The sequence below is a fragment of the Fibrobacter sp. UWH1 genome, from assembly GCF_002210365.1.
Taxonomy (GTDB): domain Bacteria; phylum Fibrobacterota; class Fibrobacteria; order Fibrobacterales; family Fibrobacteraceae; genus Fibrobacter.
Genome location: NZ_MWQG01000013.1, coordinates 36798 through 56858, shown reverse-complemented (window position 1 = coordinate 56858; position 20061 = coordinate 36798). Strand labels below are relative to the sequence as shown.

Below are 20061 nucleotides of genomic sequence, written 5' to 3'. Positions count from 1 at the left end.
GCACTCCTTAGACCATCTCTACCGGCAGCTGGTCAAATTCGTAGTTATAGGACTTAAGAGTTCCCTCATCTTCATGGTCAAATACAGAAATCGTACGGACCATGGCATCGGCCACCTGCATAAAGACCTTTGCCGATTCCGAATTAGGGTTACTCAACACGGCAGGAGTTCCCCCATCGCCACAATCGGCAACGGCCGGTTCCAGAGGCACCTTCCCGATCAGGGGGACACCCCACTTCTTAGCGATGGATTCACCACCACCCTGGCGGAAGATGTAGTGAGGCTTATTGCACTGGTCGCAAATAAAGTAACTCATATTTTCTACAACGCCGACCACAGGAACGCCAACATTATCGAACATGGCGATACCCTTGCGGCAGTCAGCCAGGGCCACTTCCTGGGGAGTAGTCACCACGACCGCACCAGACATGGGGCAGTTCTGGGTCAAGGTCAGCTGGATATCGCCTGTTCCCGGAGGAAAGTCCACCAGCAGGTAATCCAACTTACCCCAGCGCACATGGTGAATAAAATGCTGAATCATCTGACTTACCATAGGTCCACGCCAAATGGTAGCCTTATCGGAATCAGCGAACATACACATAGACACAATGCTTACGCCGCCCTTTGCTTCAACAGGGGCGATGGTGTTGTCGTCAAAAACTTCGGGAGCCTTGTCGATACCGAACATAAGACCCATGCTAGGGCCGTAAATGTCAGCATCAAGAATACCCACACGGGCACCGGAAAGGCTCAAGGCCATGGCCAGGTTAGCAGTCACCGTAGACTTACCCACACCGCCCTTGCCACTAGCCACGGCCACCACATGGGCCACTTCGCCAATATGGGAATCCTTAGGAGCCTGGGCAGCGGAATTACCGGCAGCGCCACCTTCCTTCGCGGTAAAGGTCACATTCACTTCGCTTGCGCCAAGAGACTTCACGATGACAATGCACTGATCCTTGAACTGATCACGGATAGGACAAGTGGGAGTTGTCAAGCGAAGATCAAAGCTAACCTTATCGCCTTCAATCTTAAGATTCTGCACGAAATCCAGTTCCACAATATTCTTGTGAAGGTCCGGATCCTGCACGGCGCTAAGCGCCTTCAAAATGGTCTTTTCGTTTAGAGTCATATTAACCTAGCGAGAATTTCGGCATGCGCAACAAGTGAGTCATGCAAGGAGGCCATTCTTCTTCGTAATGGCTAACCAAAATAAGAGTGGTTTCTGTGGACAGGAGCTGCAACAGATGGAACAGCTTTTCGCGATATTCACCCTTCAACCCCTGGGAAGGTTCATCTAACAGAAGAACCTCGGGAGGGCGAATTGCGGCACGAGCCATGAGCACCAGACGCTTGTCGATGGGCGACAGGGAACGGATATTCTGGTTCACGTCTTCAAATCCCAGATAAGTCAACCATTCACGAGCTTTCGCCTTTTCTTCCCAAGTGGGATTGGCGGCGCGACAAAGGTTAGGGGTAAAGCCGGTGCAGAGCACCTCCAGGAGCGTCAAATCTTCACGGTACTGCAAGGCCAGTTCAGGAGAGAAAAATCCCAGTTTGGCCTTGTGGTCCCAAATGTTGAGACCATGGCCCGGGCGTTCCCCCAACAGTGTAATGTCATTATTGTAAATCTGGGGATGGTCCGCAGTAAGCATGCCCAGCAACGTACTCTTGCCGGCACCATTCTCGCCCATCACGGCCCAGTGTTCACCCTTGCGAACAGTCCAGTTCAAATTCTTCAGGACATCGGTTTCACCAAAGCGGACATTGATATTTTTCAAGTCGAAGAGAATTTCAGCATCCTCGGACTTGGAGTCTGAAGCTTCGGACCTCAATTCCACGATTTCATAATCTTTCAGTTCTGCCTTGGTATACTTGGGCTTCGCCGCTTCCTTGGGCAATTCACCCTCGTACTGCACAAAAGTCTTGTCGGCATAAACAAAGGCGGGAATTTCCGGGAGCAGTTCGTCTTCTCGAGCAAGACGGACAGCGATTTTCAAGCCGGTGCCGCGACTACGGGCAAGTTCTGCCACACAGCCTGCCAGATGGGCGCGATACTCAGGATCCAGCCCGCCAAACAGATCGTTGAAGTAAATCCACTCCGGATTTTCCATCCACATGCGAGCCAGCAAGACTCGACGCAGTTCCCCGTTAGAAAGGCTCAGAAGCTTTCTATCCAGAATACCTTCTGCAAGGTCCGCAATTTTTAACGCTTCATCAAGTTTTTCGGGATCCGTTTCTGGCCAGGCCATGTCCTCGATATAGCGATCCGTCTGCAAGAAGAACTTCTTGTTCAAAAGCAGATTACGCACCAACAGAGCCTCATCATCATGGAGGCTAATAAAGCGCTGCTGAAAGAACGGGGCAAGAGCCTGTTGAATCTTTCGCTGAATAGTTTCCGACATAGTGGAAACCTTTTCTCGCTGACTCAAAAAATGAGTAATGACCCGGTCAAGATCAGCACCTTCGGTACTAAAAATCTGCACCTGCGGGAACTTCTCTATCAAGGCTTCAAAACGTTTGAATTCCATGAGGCCAAAGATAGTATTTAATGGATAAATCGGCCGAAACGGCTCTAGCAAACACGAAGTGTGACGGCCGTCGCACAAAAACAAGATTAAGCGTGATTTAAATCAGACAGCACCTGATTTTTTATTCCAAGACAAAACATCCGTTTCGCACTTTTTTCTCCTCTATTTTCAAGGCAAGCGTATTTTATTAATTGGGAAATTTTAATTCGCTTTTGCGGAGGTTTTTATGAAAAAGTCAGTAGCATTCGTTGCATGTTCGGCATTCCTGCTGGGAGGCTGTCTTGAAGCAGGTACAGAAGCCGTAACATCAGAAACTGGAGCAACTAGCGAAACTGTTTCTGCAGAAATCTCCGGATCTATTGAAGTATCTGGATCAGCCAGCGTTTCTACCACTGCACCTTCGTTGCGTGCAATGGTTCAGTCCATTTATGGACTGGGCCCCTGCAACACAAGCAACGAGGGAGACGCCACCTACGTCATTGACGAAGAAGCCTACTTCCAGTGCACAGGAGGACTGTGGTCGGAACAGAAGCAAGCAACCTCCGTCGGAAATACATGTACCATTTCCGGAAACGGCAACAACAACGTAGTGTTCTGCGGTAATGCCACCATTGGCACTCTGGTCATTGGAGGAAACAGCGCATTGGACACTTCCGTCGCAGCAATTGTCGGTAAAGACGGCAAGGACGGCCGCGATGGCGTTGACGGCAAGGATGGTATCGATGGTAAGGACGGCGTTGACGGTAAGGATGGAACATCCTGCACTGTTGCAATTCTTGCAGACAACTCCGGCTATAAAATCCTCTGCGGTGGTGATTCCGTCGGAGTCCTGCTCCACGGTCTAAACGGCGTCGATGGAAAGGATGGCCGCGATGGCGTTGACGGCAAGGACGGTATCGATGGTAAGGATGGCCGTGACGGTGTCGATGGTAAGGACGGCCGCGATGGCGTTGACGGCAAGGATGGTATCGATGGTAAGGACGGCCGCGATGGCGTTGACGGCAAGGACGGTATCGATGGTAAGGATGGCCGCGATGGCGTTGACGGCAAGGATGGTATCGATGGCAAGGATGGCCGCGATGGCGTTGACGGCAAGGACGGCATCGATGGCAAGGACGGCCGCGATGGCGTTGACGGCAAGGACGGCAAAGACTGCAACTGCTGTGACACTGTCGAAATCACCAAGAAGACTTGGGCCAATCTGAACCCCGACATTGACTACTGTCAGTTCCAGGACACCCGCGATGGACAGTGGTACAAGTGCGTTGTCATCGGCAATCAGACCTGGATGGCTGAAAACCTGAACTACGCCGGTACCGCCAGCAAGAGCTGGTGCTATAAGAACCAGGAAGCCAACTGCGATATCTACGGAAGACTGTATTCATGGGCCGCAGCAGCCGACGTTTCTGAAAGCTACAACAGAAACAGCGCAAGAATCTCCGGAAAACACCAGGGTGCATGCCCCATTGGCTGGCATCTCCCCACAAATCCCGAATGGGACTCTCTCGCTTACGTCGTCAGCAAGAAGAACAGCTATATCGGCAAGGCTCTCCTTGCAAAGACATACGGCGGCACTGATGATTTAGGCTTCTCCGCCATGCTGGCAGGAAACTGGAAAACCGACCTCATCGACCGTTCCGATTACTTCGACAACGTTGATTGGGTCGCAGACTTCTGGAGCGCTACTGAATCTTCTGACTCTGCAATTCGCAGAAACATCGGCTATTACGACAACACCAGTCTCAATACCGAATACGAAGAAAAGTATGAATGGGGCTACTCCGTTCGCTGCGTCAAGGACTAACCATTCTATCATAGAAACAAAAAACGCTCTGGCATCACAGCCAGGGCGTTTTTTATTAGGCTTTTTTAGACCTTTTCTAGAACTGGGTGAAGAATTCCCAAGTTGTTTCGGGAACCCAGGATTTTGTCGATCCCGGATCCTTATGATCCCAGATGTGCCCGCCGTTCTGAGTACACCACTTTACCGGGAAGCGTTCATCCACAGTCTTGTAGTCATAGCAGAGATGAGGACCAGAGCCCTTGTATTCTTCGGCCTGTTCGCCACTAGCATCCGTAAAGTTAGGTCCATTGTGCTTTAAGGCTGTATTACGGGCTGCACGACCAAGGTCCGGACGGCACAGGTCGTCCTGCAGGCCAAGCACACCCATCCAGGCAATGGACTTGCCGGAATGAGGCGGAACATAGATGTTGATTTCAGCCGTTTCGTAAGCTGCTACACCACGAAGTACATGCTGGTGATTACGGGAAAGCCCATTAGTAAACATGGAACCATAGCTAAATCCTGCAGAGAATACGCGGGAAGAGTCAATGCAGAGATTTCCCTGAAGATCTGCCAGAAGTTCATCAAACAGAGTGTAGTCATCTTGTGCCCAGGGAGCCTGATTGCCGTTTCCTTCGGGAGCCACAAAGATGGTAGTCTTTTCGGTGTCCAGAGGTTTCATGCCATAGTAGCCTTCTTGCTGGACGCCACCAGCCCAACCACCCATGCAGTGCATACCGAAAACAAGGCGATAAGGTTTGGTATTATCGTAGTTGTCAGGGATATCGATTCTGATGGTACGCTTGCCCTTGCTCCACTGGAATTCATAGCTGCCCGACTTTACGCGGCTCCAGGTTTTGCCACAACCACGAGTAGGCACGGGTGCGTTCCCCTTGGCCCATCCAAAGTCATAAACTTCCTCTGCACCCACGGCCTTTTCCAGGGTCAGATCCAAGTTGGTATCGAGATTCGCGAGAGCTACTTTAAGTGTATCAAAACCGTCTGCGGTAACCTGTAGAGTTCCCCCCTCCCCTTCCTTTTTCAGGGTATTTACAGGAGCCACTCCATAAGATGAACCATAGGAACCTCGGGCCGTAAACTTCACACCTTGCAAGGCGTTCCCCATCTTCACTCGGGCATAGTACGTTCCTTCGCTCTTTACAAAGCTACGCATATCAACGGAACCCGAGCCGTTCAATTCCTGATTCACAACTCTAAAACCCATGGCATCAAAAACCTGTACCTGCACAGGAGCCGATGCAGCCTGAGAATAAGAAAGTATTCCGTTATCGACTCTTACGAAGCCAGGATTCACAACAGGCTTAATCGCCGTAGTATTAATCGGCGTATCGCGAATGGTAAAGGAGCCCACCCCGTCCGAAACAGCAGAATACTCTGTGCCGATCAGAGATAGTTCAGCCCCCTTCACCGCCTTTCCCTTGGCATCATGAACGGAACCTGTCAAAACAAAGGCATTTGCCGAAGATACAGACAGCGCTGTGGCCAAACCCAAAGCCAGAACATTCCAGTTTTTCATCTCATTTTTCCTTTTTTGATAAAAACCACAAGGTAAACTTACCCTTATTTACGATAAATGGCTTATGAACAAAGTGGATTTCCGTGGACGATATATCCATGCACAACCGGCATAGACTTTTCTATTTTAGGGGACAATGAATAAGATCCTGCAAAAAGCAATTCTAGGGGCAGAAAACCCGACAAATAATGATTTCCGCCTGACCCCTGCGGAAGGGCTGGAACTCCTGACAGAAACACCCTGGACACAGGTGGTAGAAGCCGCCAACACGGTACGTCAAAAACGCCTTCCCGGCAACCGTGTGGGCTACACCGCATTCCGCATCGTGAACTACACCAACGTATGCGAAGTGACCTGCAGTTTCTGCAGTTTTTGCAGGCCCTACAAGAGCCCCGAAGCCTATGTATTGACTCTCGACGAAATCCGTCAGAAGACCATCGAGGCCAAGGCCAAGGGCGCCGACCACATCTTTTTGCAGGGCGGAGTCAACAAGGAAATCCCCCTGTCCTATTACACCGACGTACTGAAAATGCTGACCCAGGAAATGGGAGTACGAGTCCGCGGATTTTCGCCCGTAGAACTCAAGCGCATGGCCGAGTTCAACAACATGCCTCTCGAAAGTCTGCTGGACATTCTTAAGGATGCAGGTCTTAGTTCTGTTCCGGGTGCAGGCGCAGAAATTCTCAGCGACCGCATGCGTCAAATGCTCAGCCCCAAGAAACTGCAAGCACAGGAATGGTGCGACGTTCTGGCAGCCTGCCACAAGAAGGGTCTCCCCGGCAGCGCCAATATCGTATTCGGCAGTGTCGAAACCCCCGAAGAGATTATCGAGCACCTGGAGTACGTCCGAAAGACCCAGGACCAGGCAGTCACCGCAAACGTCGCCGGATTTAACAGTTTCGTCGTATGGACTTTCCAACCCCAGACAGACAAGTTCCCCATCCGCCATGTTCGCGGAGACGAATACCTAAAGCTTCTGGCCCTCAGCCGCCTCTACCTGGATAACATCCCCCATATCGAAGTTTCTTTACTGGGGATGGGACTTTCGCTGGGTGAATTGGGACTGCACGCCGGTGCCGACGACATCAACAGCATTGTCATCGAAGAAAACGTCCTTACCAACCACGGATTGACCAGCATCGAAGCCGCAGAAGACTTTATCCGTAAGGCAGGATTCACTCCTTACCGCCGCAGTCTGAATTTCGACTGATATCTTCGTTTTCTGTTCACGAAATCCAGCCGTTTTATACATCTCGCAACCTAAAATTTGGTATTTTTAGGCCATGAAAAAATTGACGCTAGCATGTATGGCCCTTACAGCCATGGCTTTTGCCCGCCCGTCCCTCCAATTTGACAGGGACCGTATTGAGGCTGGCAACACTTTTGGAATTCAGCTTGTGTTCCCCCTGCAGGATTTGCCCGACAACCGAAGCGACCTGCATTTTGAAGCCCAGAATGGATTCAACCTTGTAAAGTTGGACAGTGCCGACCAGGTCATGCGTCCAGAAATGGACCCCTTTGAATCCTTCTTTGGCGGTGGCGGCAGAGCCCGCAGCTACAAGGCACGCGTCTACACCTTTACCTTGAAGGCCCCAAAGAAAACCGGACGGATCAGCGCCGGTGGCATCTTCATGAACATCGATGGCCAGAAACATGGCATCACAGGCGATATCCCAGTCAACATTCAGCGGGCCTTTACCGACGATGCCCTTGCCGTTAGCCTGACCCCCAGCAAGAAATCCGTTTACGAAGGCGAACAGTTCTCTGTTACGTTGGGTTTCCACACCTACGAACATTTCCAGGGGAACCTGCAGGCCACCGACATGAGCACCGGTAACGACTTTATCGTCCACCGCAGTGATCTCGCCAACATGAAATTCGAACCGGTTGAAAACGCCCGCCGAGAACTTCAGGCCAGTGCCAAGTTTGCATGGCTCAGCCCCACCAAGAGCGGCAACTTGCAAATTCCGGCATTCAAGTTCAAATACACCAAGCTGGGTGAACCCAAGGTCGTCGAAGAAAAGAAGCAGATGGGCGGCATGTCCTTCTCGAGCAGAAGCGTCAAGCAGGAATCGATCGAGGCCGAAGCCACCTCCCCCACCGTCAACATTACCGTTAAGCCCCTCCCCACCGAAGGCAAGCCCGAAAACTTTAGCGGTATGGTAGGCAACTACAGCTTTAGCGCAGACTTTGACCGCACCAACCTCAAGGTGGGCGAAGCCATGACCCTGTCCATCAACATCAAGGGTGACGGCCTTCCCGGATCCATTACCGATCCCAAGCTTCCCGACTTTAGCGATTTCCGCTCGGTGCCTCCCGAAAATGACATCTCCAAGAAGATCGTTGGAAACAAGGTGGTCACCAGCAAGAGCATAAAAGTCTTCCTTTACCCCAAGAAGAAGGGCGAATTCACCATCCCCGAAATCAAGTACAGCTGGTTCAATCCAAGCAAGAAGAAATACGAAACCGCAGTGGCTGGCCCCTGGAATATCGAAGTAGAAAAGGGCGACGCTTCTGCAGAAGCCATGTTCCAGGCACCTGTAGCCAACGTATCGAACGGTCCCGCCCCAGTTCAGAAGAAAGAGATCGAGGCTCTGGGCAGCGACATCCGTTTCATTCATAAAATTAGCGGTACCGCTTCGAGTCAAGCCCCTTACAAGAACGTCCTCTACTGGATTCTCTTTGCAGCGGCCCTTCCCTTCTACTTCATTGTCACCTTGGCCATCAAGCGTAAGCGCAAACTCAGCAGCAACCAGGCCCTGGTTCGCAAGGGCAAGGCTAGCAAGCAGCTGAAGGCCCGCTTTGCCAACGCCAATGCCGCACTGCAAAAGGGCGACGCCAAGGCTCTCTACGCCGCTCTAGAAAACGGTCTGGTAGATTACCTTAGCGACTTGACCAACGCAGAATTCAGGGGCATGACCCGTCCCCAGATGAAGCAGGAACTGGAAAGCCGCGGCGTCTCTGCCGAAACCATTTCCGCCATTGACAGCTGGCTTGAAAAATGCGCCTTCGCACGTTTCGCCCCGGTCAGTCCCTCCGCCGAAGAACAGAAGAAAATGCTCGCGGACGTGGAAAAACTTTGCGAAAGTCTGAACGGGCTGAAGTAAGGCCAAAAGAGGTTTTATAAAATGAAGAATATTTTTAAAGTCTGGTTTTTAGCAGCCCTCTGTATTGCAAGTCTGGGAATAGCTAGTGCAGCACCTACCGCCTGCGCCGGCATCGAGGCCGGAACAAAAGCCTACAACGAAGGCGATTTCGAACGAGCCATCGACGAATGGCGCACCTGCAACGACAGCTACGAAGAACAAGGCATCCAGGACGCCGACTTGTTGTACAATCTGGGAAACGCCTATTTCCGTAGCGCAAAGTTGGGTTATGCCATCTATTACTTTAAAAGCGCCCTACGCCTACGTCCCAACGATGCCGACGTCCAGCACAATCTGGCCTATGCCCAGGCTATGACCAAGGACAAGGTTGATGAAGACGACGAAGAGAACCCGCTGTTGGCAGGTCTCTTCAAGGCCCACCATGCCCTTTCCCTGAAAGCTCAGATGTTCGCCCTGTTAGGTATTTTCTGGCTCATCATGCTGGCAGCCATCGTCCGCAAGGTTTCCACCAGCGAAAAGACCAAGAATATCTTTATCGGGTTCATTTTCGTGCTCACCGCCATTTTCAGCATCATCGGAGCAAGCGCTGGCTACAAGATCATTGTTGCCGAAACCGAAATTACCGGAGTCGTTACCGCAGCCGATGCCGACGTCACCAGCGCACCTAACGACAAGGCCCAAACCTTGAATACCCTTTCTGAAGGAACCTCCTTCGAAGTTCTTTCGGAACAAGGCCGTTTCGTAGAAATCCGCCTCGGCGAAAAGGTCAAGGGGTTTGTAAAGCGTAGCGAAATAGGCATCGTCCGCTAAGCATTCGATTCACAAAAAATATCTAAACAGAAAACGCGGGGCATCTCCCGCGTTTTTTAGTTATACGATCCAGCCGCCACCGACGACCATGTCGCCATCATAGAATACGGCACACTGCCCCGGAGTCACGGCAAATAGCGGTTCCATAAAGCGGGCGATAGCTTTCCCGTCTTCAAGGATGCTTACCTCGCAAGACACAGGACGTTGCCTATAACGCACCATGCCCTCGCAGCGGAATACATCACCGGGCTTTACCGCCCCTCCATGCCACACGCAGTTTTCAATCTGCACCATGTCGGCACTTACGGCAGCCTTGTCGGCAGTCACCACAATGTCCCCTGTTTCCGGATTCACGTTCCGCACAAAGGCAGGCACGCCCAAAGCGACTCCAAGCCCTTTACGCTGACCGACCGTATAACGATGGAAACCGTCATGTTTGCGAAGCACCTTGCCCTCTTCCGTAACAAAGTTTCCGCCACGGGTCATTTGGCCATAACGGTCCGTCAAGAAGTTTGTATAGTCTTCGCCATAAATATCAAAGCAGATATCCTGGCTATCGCTGGCACTGGCATTTACGAAACCATGTTGGGAGGCAATTTCACGAACCTGGGACTTAACAAAACCTCCGAGAGGAGTAAGCACACGGGCACGCGACTCGTCGGGAACACCGAAAAGGAAATAGCTTTGGTCCTTACCTACGTCAAGTCCCTTAAAAAGTCTGCGGGCTCCGTCAACGTCCTTCATCTGGACATAATGACCGGTCGCCAAAAAATCAGCACCATGTTCCAGGGCGAAATCCATCATCCAGCCAAACTTGATGTAACGATTGCAATAGCAGCAGGGGTTTGGCGTACGGGCCCTAGAAAAATCATTGTGGCAACGTTTTAACACACGTTCCGTAAAGGCGTCATCACAAACAGCCACATGATGCTCAATTCCCAATCTATCAGCCACGGAGCGAGCCTTCAAAACGCTCTCATCTTTTTCGGGATCATAAGCGCGAGAAGCCTCGGCCAAGGGAGGCAACACTCGCAAGGTCACACCAAAAACTTCGTACCCCTGTTCCTGCAACAAAAGCGCCGCCACCGAGGAATCCACACCTCCGCTCATTCCAACAGCTACTCTTTGCTTTGCCATAATTACATCCTTTAAAACAATGTGCGCCCCCGAAGAGGCGCCTCATATTTTTTAATTGAATCGCAGCATCAGCGCAATTTCAAACTGCAGAATCTGACGCAGGTGAGGAGTTTCGTCATCCAGCTTTTCATGAATCTGGCGGTACTCGACGTAAGAACTCATAGAGGCCATCTTATTGAACTGATAGCTGGCTGCAGGACGCAGGAACCATTCGTGTGTTCTTGAGGGAACCCTACGTTCTTCCAGATGAAGCTTCGGATTATACACCGTCAGAGTCTCTTCAGTTCCTGTCGTGGGAGCCACATAAGACCACTGTCTAAAGACACCATCAGAAGTACCGCTTTCGGGAGCCCACATGTCATAACCTTCGTTGGGAACGTATTCCTTACGAATAGTCTTCTTGTAGTCGTAACCGGCGGTGAACTTCAAGTCGATAGAATTCTTGAACTTGTAGAACCACTTCCAGATCTTAAGAACCTTGTCTAGCTTAAGAGGATAGGTAACGGTAAAGTCGTCACCAATATTGAAGGCGAAGTCGTTATACAGGGCCGTATGAATCCAGGGCGTTTCCCAGAAATAGTCCGTCGTATCGCGAGAGCTTCCGCCACTGCAATCCTGATTTTCAGGAGCCCAGCTGGTACAGCTGACCACTTCTTCCTTGGGGCGACGATCCGTGCTCTCAATCTTCATGCGGACCGCATTTTCGATACGCATATTGTTCTGGAGCAAGAAGGTAATCTTGACCAGCGGATTGAAGTTAAGCGTCTGACTCCAGGAATCTTCTGCACTCTGGAACGGATGAACCGTCGTTGTGTAGGAGTAGTCGAAACGATGAGATGTAGAAACACTCTTGAAATCATTCAGGAACGAAACTCTCTGGGCGAAGTTGGGAACAGTCACACCGACACCAATCTTCGGCCACAACGTGGTGGTATCGATATACAGCGGGTATTCACGAGACTGGGAGAAATCTTCCTTCCACTGCAAATCGCCCGTCACACCGATATCCCAAATCGGCAAGGTAATTCCCGTACCCACCTGGAACTGGCGGGAAACGGCATGTCTAAAGTTCCCCTGATAAACCAGAGTATCCACTTCATGGTTACGATACTGGGCAAACCTGCGGAAATCATCGCGATGGTCAAGTCCCATGTCGCCAGTTACGATATTGTAGAGTCCGCGGTTCCTATAGCCATTGCCAAGACCGAGACCGTACAGATAATACTGCAGCGGAGTCACACCCTGATCTTCATAAAGCTGAGACAAGGTGAAGTTTTCACCCACGGTGTTTGTGCTTGCAGTCCAGTTGAAACGAATTTCACGCCACTTGATCTTTTCCAGGGCGCTGGCCACGGCATTTTCCTTGCCAAAGCTCTGAGCCAAATCCAAAATCCTGAAGGTGGGAGAAAATTCGAATCGGTTGGTCTGAGAAATAGTCCAGTAGTTCTTTTCGATCATGGTTTCATCCCTAAAGGAGAAATCATCGGGAATCGTTTTCTGCTGGCTAAAGTCAGAGGTGAAATTCGTGGTAAACGGAATGAAGGGAATCAGCCTGGGGTTAAAGCCGATTCTAAACTGCTGACTACGAGCACGTTCGTTACGAAGAATACCATAGGAACGGCCATATTCCCTGTGGCCCACACTATCCACCTTGTAGAAGCGGGTGCTATCATACAGGATTTCATAGGAGTCGGGATTCTGCATATCGACCACCCAGTCCTCACCCAAGGTATCGCCATCGGCAGAAAGCTTCGGTCTAGGAATGGTGTCGTAAGGAATGACAAGCACACTATCAGAAGAAATGTAGACCTTGCGATCAGTATGATCGAAATCAAAGACATAATCGCTGGCAAAGAGGCCGCCGTCTCTTGAAGTAAAGAAGTTCTTCTTTACAAAGGCTTCACGGTCGCCACCACCATACATATCACGCTTGATGTTCAAGGAATAGCTGGTCGTCAAGAACGAGAAAATATTCCAGCGCATGTTCAGCTTGTGGTTCAATTCCGTGGTATAGGTAACCACCTTGTCTACCTGGGGATCCACATAATCCGGATCACGAGCCTGGTTCACATAACGCACATAGTTCAAGTCGAACAGGGTCAAGTCGAAAGTCTGCGGCCAAGGTTCAAATTCAGTCTTGGAAAGTTCCTTGAGCCAGGAGATGTCAGACAGGCCTTCCATCGGCTTAAACTTAAAGAGGCTAAACGTACCCAACTTATATTCAAGAATCGTATGGTACGAATAAGTGGAGTCGGCACTGGTTGTGGAACGGCCTTCAGATTCAGTATAGGAATAACTGAACGCAGGGCGGTCCAGGAAAATCTGGGACATCACTTCGCCGAACTTGGATTCGTGAGCCTTGTAGTCCTTGCGGTAGCTGATACCGATGGTCTTTTCGCGAACGTAAGACTGGTAGCCCTTTGATTCACCTTCGTCACGAAGCTGCTGTTCATCACTGGGATCCACTTCGAGCTGCTGCTGGAACATATCGCCTGTCATTTCGACAAAGCTGCTGTGGTTCAGCATCATGTCATCAGTAGGCTTCATGTAGGGGCGCTTCGTAGTGCTATGGTATCCCAAAGAAAGCGGAATATGGAAGCCGGCGCTATCATCCAGGAACTTGTTCAAATTCATGGTAAAGTCGCTGGCCACATCCAGCTGAGAAGCGGCTTCAGAAACCTTGGGCTTGGGAGAGCCATTAGAAGTAGAAAGGGTAGCAAAGTTTCCATCCTGATAACGGACCGTTCCAGAAAGGGAGATGAAGTCAGAGAAGTTCACCTGACCGCCAACACGGCCTGCATAACCCCAATCCGTATCCATATCGGAAAGGCGCAAGTCGTCTACCCAGAAGGTACCTTCAAAACTAGAGGCGTCGCTGCTGGAATCCGCAATAATCACAAAGCGCATCCAGTCAATGCTGGTAATAGACGGATTACCCACCAGGCGGATTTTTTCTTCGCGGTCTCTTTCGCCACTCTTCGGCTTCAGCTTCTTTTCGACAGCGGTTACAAACGGCGGAGTACGGCCACGCTTCAAGTCAGAGAAATCAGCCACATTCATAGAGAAGGCGTTGTCGAGCCAGTTGTCATCGTGGCATACGGTAGAGCTACATTCCAGCTTAACCGGCTTGAAGCTCCATTCGTAGTAATCGCTTGAACCTTCCAGCGAGCCTTCACCGAACTGAATGGCAAATCGGACGTCACCCGTATTGTCCTTCGCGGCATAATGGATTTCCATCTTCACCGACTTATAGCTGGAGAAGTCCTTCTTGTCCGTCTCGAAGATGCGGGTCACGCCCACTTCCTGACCCGGCTGCATATTATGGTAATCCAGGACAAGTGCCGTTTCCTTCAGGGGAGCGTTTGTATCGGAATCACGTTCCGTCGCCGTATTGGGAGACTTGGAATACTTGTCGGAGTTTTCGCGGTTATTGATTGTAGAAACCTTGATGTAGGTGGTATCCCTTGCAGAGGTCACTTCGCTCACCTGAGTTTCAACGCCATTGATTTCTACAATCTGGGAATTTTCGTTAGTCGAAGTGCGATACAGGTCGGCAACGGTTGTTTCTTCCCAGGCATTACCCACAACGGCAAGATGAACAATCTGGACCTTGGCTTCGGCCACACCCTTGTTCAAGGAACCCATCCAGAGTCGAGAATACTGAGCGCCCGACAAGATCGACAGATAATCGCTACCCGTAGAAGACACGATGGTATCATACTGGTTCAGCGGGATGCGCCACTTGCGCCAGCCGTTCTTCAATTCCTCGAAATGAGCCTTCAGCGTATCAGAAAGGTCGATACGATAACGAACAAAGCTAATGTCCGTATCCAGGGCGCCGTTCTTGTTAATGTCTTCGGTATCGTAGCTGCGTTCACCGGAGTTGTTTTCGGTACCGTTAATGTTTACCGGAGGATCGCTAAGATCTTCCAGGTCATCATCGTAATCATCGCGAGCGATATCCGTAGAACCGGCATCCGCCTTCACTTCCCTGGATTCACAGCCGGCATTACTGCACTTCCACACATAGCGGACTTCATCGGCGCCAGTAGCGTTGTCCAGACCCTTGTCGTGCAGGGCCGTAGTCGTACCCAGGTCATTTTCACCATCATACTTTTCGTTAGGACGATCACCGTTAATAGACAAGTCTTCGCTAACAAGACCAAGGTCCAGGTAAATAGATCCCACGTTACCACGAGCCACCACTTCGACATACTTCAGGTCACTCATATCCTGATAGTAGGCGCTGTTGGGGCGCATGACACCACCCCAGGAATTTCCCATCAGGTTGTCATTGGGGCGAAGCGTCATCTTCAGCACGGTCAAGTGCTGATTGTCCACATCGGAATTACCCACAGCCGGGTAGATGTTCTTGTACAGTTCCGTATTGTTGCTATGCCAGATGAATTCACCCTGATGTCTGTAATCCAGCTCCGGGATGTATGTAAAGATGGAGCGGTCCGTACCACCAGGAGGAGAAGCCTGATACCAGGAAAGCCTAGACAGCGGGTAAGTCAAGCCAGAGGTGGTGGCTTCAAAGTCTTCCACCAAGGCAGACTGGTTCTCGCTAGTATTTGCATTATGATGGCTTGCGGCAATTTCAGCTTCAAAGCGCCAGGAAGACGGAGCAGTAGCATTGATTCCCGGAATGGCGTCCACCAGTTCAGTCAAGGCGTTTACGGTATCCTGCAAGCGCAGGTTCATACCCAGCAATACGCTGGAGTAAGGTTCGTTACCCAAGGTCGGCACTTCAGCCGTGGTGCTCTGACTCTTGTACAGGGCGGTAATACCCAGAACAGATCCTGCACCCAGGCCATACAAGTCCAAAGGCAGTTCAGCACGGGCACCCAGCAACAGCTTGTTGTCGATTTCAAAGAGCGGTTCGCATTCGTAGCTGACCTTGATTTCCTTATTCGGGTCAAGAGCGCGTTCACTCAAAAGTTCAATCTGCCCCAGTTCGTAGTTTACCTCGTAGTCGGTACCACGGATAAGAGTCGTAGAACCTGCGGTCACCTTTTCGGAGCCCGGAGAAATATCCATACAGGAACTACCATTCACAGAATAGCTGGAGCTGGGATCACGAACGCTAAGCGTTGAACTGCGGCGCTTGCCCACAGTTTCGAAATAGAACTTGCTGGTGTAGCGGGAAAGGTTGTAGACCGGCAAGGAATACATCTGGGCCATAGCCGCCGAGGAGTCCACCCAGCGGAGAGGTTCAAGACAGTTATCCATCAATCTGGATTCAGACTTTACCGTCGTATCAGAAGTGGTCTTACAGGGAAGCCACATTTCACCGGTGTAGATACCGGATTCATTCTTCTTGAAGATGGTTGCGTCGTTAACCAGAGGGCTTCCGGTCTTATCATCCACAAGGCCCAGGGTCTTAAGATAGTTGCCGGCAATGCCAGACTTATTCTTCATGCGCAGCACATAGCTGGAGGCACTGGCGTCAGAAATACCCACAGAGTACACGTTACGGAGCATCAACTTGTCGATGTCCGTCAGTTCCGGCAGAGCCGCATCCCACTGCACCAAGATTACCTTGGATCCGTTCTTGACGTCAGACGTATTTCCACGGCCAGAACTATCGTCGCTCCAGCTTGCGGCAATCAAGGTATTGCGGCTGACACCGTTAACCTTCAAGATACCGGTCTTGCTATCGTAGGTAAAGTCCGTCTTGGGGTCCAGGGCGATCAGGCGGTCCACCTTCTTCTCGATAACCTTGCCATCGGGAGTCCTATAGACCGCCGTTACATTATCGATTACATCCTTTGTAGAATTGCTGAAAGTGGTGATGTTTCCGCGCTTATAGAGCTGCAAGTTCTTTGCGGCAGGATAGTCAGACGTAGTCTTACCATGAATGGCGTTCTTAACGTAAGCCTTCCTGGCACCATGGTTCAAGAAATAATAACGGTAGGCAATGAACTGCTTATCCAGAATCTGGAATTCAGACGTAGACTCGCTAGCCTTCAAGGTATATTCTTCCTGTTCACCACCATCCTGGGATGCAATGGTAGTCAGGCGCCAGTCGCCCAGCTTCCAGTCCGCCTTGATACCAAAGAGGCCCTGATGATTTTCCGAATAACCCGTCAGTTCCGTACCGGTCAGGGCCAGGTTCGTGGTACCCGCTTCCACACGCTGCAAGATGTAGTCCTCGAATTCATCCTTATAGGATTCTTCGTACACCACGCGCACCTGGTTCTTGGTACCAAGGCCTTCTTCAACGTTATTGATTTCGACGGTAATGTAAGGGCCGATCTTGCCCTTCACCATAAAGTTGGGAGTATAGTTCAGCGTGGGACTGGGCCAGAGGCTGGTATAGGTACTACCTTCGGCATCATCCTTTTCACCGTATCCCTTCAGTCGGATATCCATGGTACCCTGAAGCATCAGCTTAGGCTTATCCAGACCAAAATCGCGCATCCAGGCCGGCATAGTCACCGGGACCGTAATGTCGAAAACGGAACCCGTCTCCGGAGTCTCGTACCCTTCGTTAGCTTGCCCCACCAGACCGTTCAACCATAAATTCTTACGGCCTGCCAGATACATGTCGTTCACGTAATCCGTCAATTCCGGATAATGTGCCGACCAGAGCACGGTGGTATCTCGGGAAGCGGCATTCACATGCTTCTCGGAAATGTCCATTTCACGGGTTGCCACATCCACATCGTGGGTGAACACCTGCCCCTTCATGGTATTCATCAAACGGGGAGAAGAACCGATTCCGCCAAAAGGCGCCATACCGCTCAAAGGTGTCACGGACGGGGGCAACTCCATATACTGCATGGTAGGCTGCCACTCGGTTTCTGCAGGATCAACCTCGCCAACCTCGGCATCCGCCGCAGAAACAACAGACATGGAATCACTCTGAGACCAGGCAAAACCCGCCGTCAGAGCAACACCTAAAGCATAAAACCAGTATTTCAAATCAGAAATAGACACAAACAATAAGCCGCGAAAAAATCCTTGTAAGCAACCCCTCGGCCACCCTACCAAAAAAATACTGAATTCCGCCCTGCGGAGACCATTACTTTTATGGACAAAGCACCGAAATTTTTTGGGAAATTAGCATTTTTTTTCGCAGTAGAAGCCGCAAACTTTACAACAAGAGCCCCTAAACCGCATAATCCGCCGAAACAGCCTCAAAACAGCAGATTAGTTTATACAAAAAAGTTCCCGGTCATTAACCAGGAACCTTTTAAAAACAGTGAGCATCAAGGACCGATCTTTATCGGCCTTATTTCACTTACAGCGGAATATTAGCGTGCTTCTTCCACAAACGCTTCTGATCCTTAGTCTTCAGAGCGTCGAAGGCACCCACAAGGCGCTTACGTACGTCTTCCGGCTTGATGACTTCGTCAACCACGCCCATGGCAGCGGCAACGTAGGGGTTCATCAATTCGTCTTCGTACTTGGCGATGCAAGCGGCACGTGCGGCAACCGGATCCGGTGCAGCAGTGATTTCCTTCTTGTTGATGATTTCAACAGCACCTTCTGCACCCATCACAGCCACCTGAGCAATAGGCAGAGCGAAGACATAGTCTGCACCCACGTCCTTGGAGTTCATGGCGATGTAAGCACCACCGAAGGCCTTACGGAGAATGAGGGTAACCTTAGGAACGGTTGCTTCGGCAAAGGCGTACAGGAGCTTTGCACCGTGGCGGATAATGCCAGAGTATTCCTGCTTGCTACCAGGCATGTAACCCGGAACGTCTACGAGAGCCAGCAGAGGAATGTTGAAAGCGTCGCAGAAGCGAACGAAGCGGCCAGCCTTGGAGGAACCATCAACATCCAGAGAACCAGCGAGAACCTTGGGCTGGTTAGCCACGATACCGATAACTTCACCGTTCAGGCGAGCGAAACCGATCACAACGTTCTTGCCCCAGTCCTTCTGAACTTCGAAGAAGCTGTCAGCGTCAGCGAAAGCGGCAATCACGGCGCTAACGTCGTAAGCCTGCTTGTAGTTATCCGGAACGATGTCCTGGATAGTTGCGCTCTTATCTTCTGCAGTTTCGCAGGTAGCTTCCTGCTTGTTCAGGAACTTCTTGAAGAGCTTCTTAATGCCCTTTTCGTCAGCCTTTTCTTCCAGCTGTTCTGCAGCAGGAACCGGCTTGCACTTGTTGCCCTGAGGCAGGTAAGAAAGGAGCTTGCGAACGCCTTCCAAAGTCTTTACGTCATCTTCGAACATGAAGTGAGCCACACCGGACTTTGCGGTATGCACCGGAGCGCCACCCAGTTCGGCAGCGGTGATGTTTTCGCCCATGACCTGCTTAACCACAGCGGGGCCAGTGAGGAACATCTGGGAAGTGGACTGAGTCATGAAGATGAAGTCAGACAGAGCCGGAGAATAGCAGGCACCACCAGCACAGGGGCCCATAATCACGGCGATCTGGGGAATAACACCAGAAGCCCAAACGTTACGAGCCATGATAGCGCTATAGCCAGCCAGGGAGAACACGCCTTCGTCAATACGAGCTCCACCAGAGTCGTTCATAGCAACGAACGGGCAGCCGGCTTCAACAGCCATGTCCATGACGCGGCAAATCTTTTCGGCATGGCACTGACCGAGAGCGCCACCACCAACGGTAAAGTCCTGAGAAGAAGCGAATACCAGACGGCCATTCACCTTGCCGTAACCGGTAACGACGCCATCACCCAGGATGACCTTGCTTTCCTTGAGAACGCGGTTGCTGGACTTGCGGAGAGCGCCAACTTCCACGAAAGTACCTGCGTCGAACAGCATTTCCATACGTTCGCGAGCAGTATACTTGCCGGACTGGTGCTGCTTATCGATACGGGCAGCGCCACCAGCAGCCTGAGCCTGGCTCAGGTACTCATTCAGTCTGTTAAGATGTTTTTCGTTCCACATATTGTAAGAACTCCTCGTGTAAAATTTTCGCAAACAAAGATAAAAAACGCTGTAAAAGCGGTCAACAAAAAACGCCATCTTTAGAGTATTTTACTATATTCAGCCTATTCTCATCCGGCATTCGTGCGCGGCCATTAACTCTCTGCTTGCTGCTCGCGGCACTTCGCCTTCAACTTGACCGAAGGAAGGACGCCGCAGGGTACCTGGGAAAGCGCTTCCTGAGTGTGTAACGTAGGGCCCCCGATTTCAACGAAAAATTGAGGTCGGCACCATATCGTTAAACTTTT

At 50.9% G+C, this 20061-nt stretch carries 11 protein-coding genes; 5 read left to right on the top strand and 6 right to left on the bottom strand.

From position 1 onward, the window contains the following. Positions 1 to 7: 7 nt before the first annotated feature. Positions 8 to 1132 (bottom strand): Mrp/NBP35 family ATP-binding protein, encoded by a 1125-nt coding sequence (locus B7992_RS07805; RefSeq protein ID WP_088658880.1) that lies wholly within the window; start codon positions 1130 to 1132, stop codon positions 8 to 10. A 1-nt stretch (position 1133) separates the two neighbouring features. Then, entirely contained in the window at positions 1134 to 2531 is a 1398-nt protein-coding gene (locus B7992_RS07800; protein ID WP_073158794.1) for an ATP-binding cassette domain-containing protein, read from the bottom strand. 226 nt (positions 2532 to 2757) lie between these two features. Between B7992_RS07800 and B7992_RS07795 the strand changes: the two genes are divergently transcribed. Continuing rightward, positions 2758 to 4335 (top strand): FISUMP domain-containing protein, encoded by a 1578-nt coding sequence (locus tag B7992_RS07795; protein ID WP_088665974.1) that lies wholly within the window; start codon positions 2758 to 2760, stop codon positions 4333 to 4335. 76 nt (positions 4336 to 4411) lie between these two features. Here B7992_RS07795 and B7992_RS07790 read toward each other — a convergent pair whose 3' ends face one another. Continuing rightward, positions 4412 to 5851 carry an esterase gene (locus B7992_RS07790; protein ID WP_088665973.1) on the bottom strand — a complete coding sequence of 480 codons (1440 nt, stop codon included), beginning with the start codon at positions 5849 to 5851 and terminating at the stop codon, positions 4412 to 4414. A gap of 136 nt (positions 5852 to 5987) precedes the next feature. Here B7992_RS07790 and B7992_RS07785 point away from each other — a divergent pair, with 136 nt between their 5' ends. The 3 genes from B7992_RS07785 (at position 5988) to B7992_RS07775 (ending at position 9768) form a co-directional block, all read left to right on the top strand. Beyond that, complete coding sequence (locus B7992_RS07785; protein ID WP_073234466.1) at positions 5988 to 7061, top strand: CofH family radical SAM protein; 1074 nt, start codon at positions 5988 to 5990, stop codon at positions 7059 to 7061. Positions 7062 to 7134: 73 nt separating this feature from the next. After that, the gene (locus B7992_RS07780) at positions 7135 to 8958 is read left to right on the top strand and encodes a BatD family protein (protein WP_073158787.1); all 1824 of its coding nucleotides are present in this window, start codon (positions 7135 to 7137) and stop codon (positions 8956 to 8958) included. 21 nt (positions 8959 to 8979) lie between these two features. After that, positions 8980 to 9768 carry a tetratricopeptide repeat protein gene (locus B7992_RS07775; protein WP_073158784.1) on the top strand — a complete coding sequence of 263 codons (789 nt, stop codon included), beginning with the start codon at positions 8980 to 8982 and terminating at the stop codon, positions 9766 to 9768. A gap of 60 nt (positions 9769 to 9828) precedes the next feature. Here B7992_RS07775 and mnmA read toward each other — a convergent pair whose 3' ends face one another. After that, entirely contained in the window at positions 9829 to 10905 is a 1077-nt protein-coding gene (gene mnmA / locus B7992_RS07770; RefSeq protein ID WP_088665972.1) for a tRNA 2-thiouridine(34) synthase MnmA, read from the bottom strand. A 51-nt stretch (positions 10906 to 10956) separates the two neighbouring features. Continuing rightward, positions 10957 to 17847 (bottom strand): cell surface protein SprA, encoded by a 6891-nt coding sequence (sprA, locus tag B7992_RS07765; RefSeq protein ID WP_254917650.1) that lies wholly within the window; start codon positions 17845 to 17847, stop codon positions 10957 to 10959. Between the two features lie 93 nt (positions 17848 to 17940). On the opposite strand from sprA, the gene B7992_RS07760 reads away from it, so the two are divergent. Then, a complete protein-coding gene (locus B7992_RS07760) occupies positions 17941 to 18168 on the top strand; it encodes a hypothetical protein (protein WP_073234461.1) in 228 nt (75 codons plus the stop codon). On the opposite strand, the gene B7992_RS07755 is transcribed toward B7992_RS07760, so the two are convergent. Further along, positions 18152 to 19774: an acyl-CoA carboxylase subunit beta gene (locus B7992_RS07755; protein ID WP_073158779.1), complete on the bottom strand. Its 1623-nt coding sequence runs from the start codon at positions 19772 to 19774 to the stop codon at positions 18152 to 18154. The two genes, B7992_RS07760 and B7992_RS07755, sit on opposite strands and share 17 nt — an antisense overlap. Positions 19775 to 20061 lie beyond the last annotated feature (287 nt).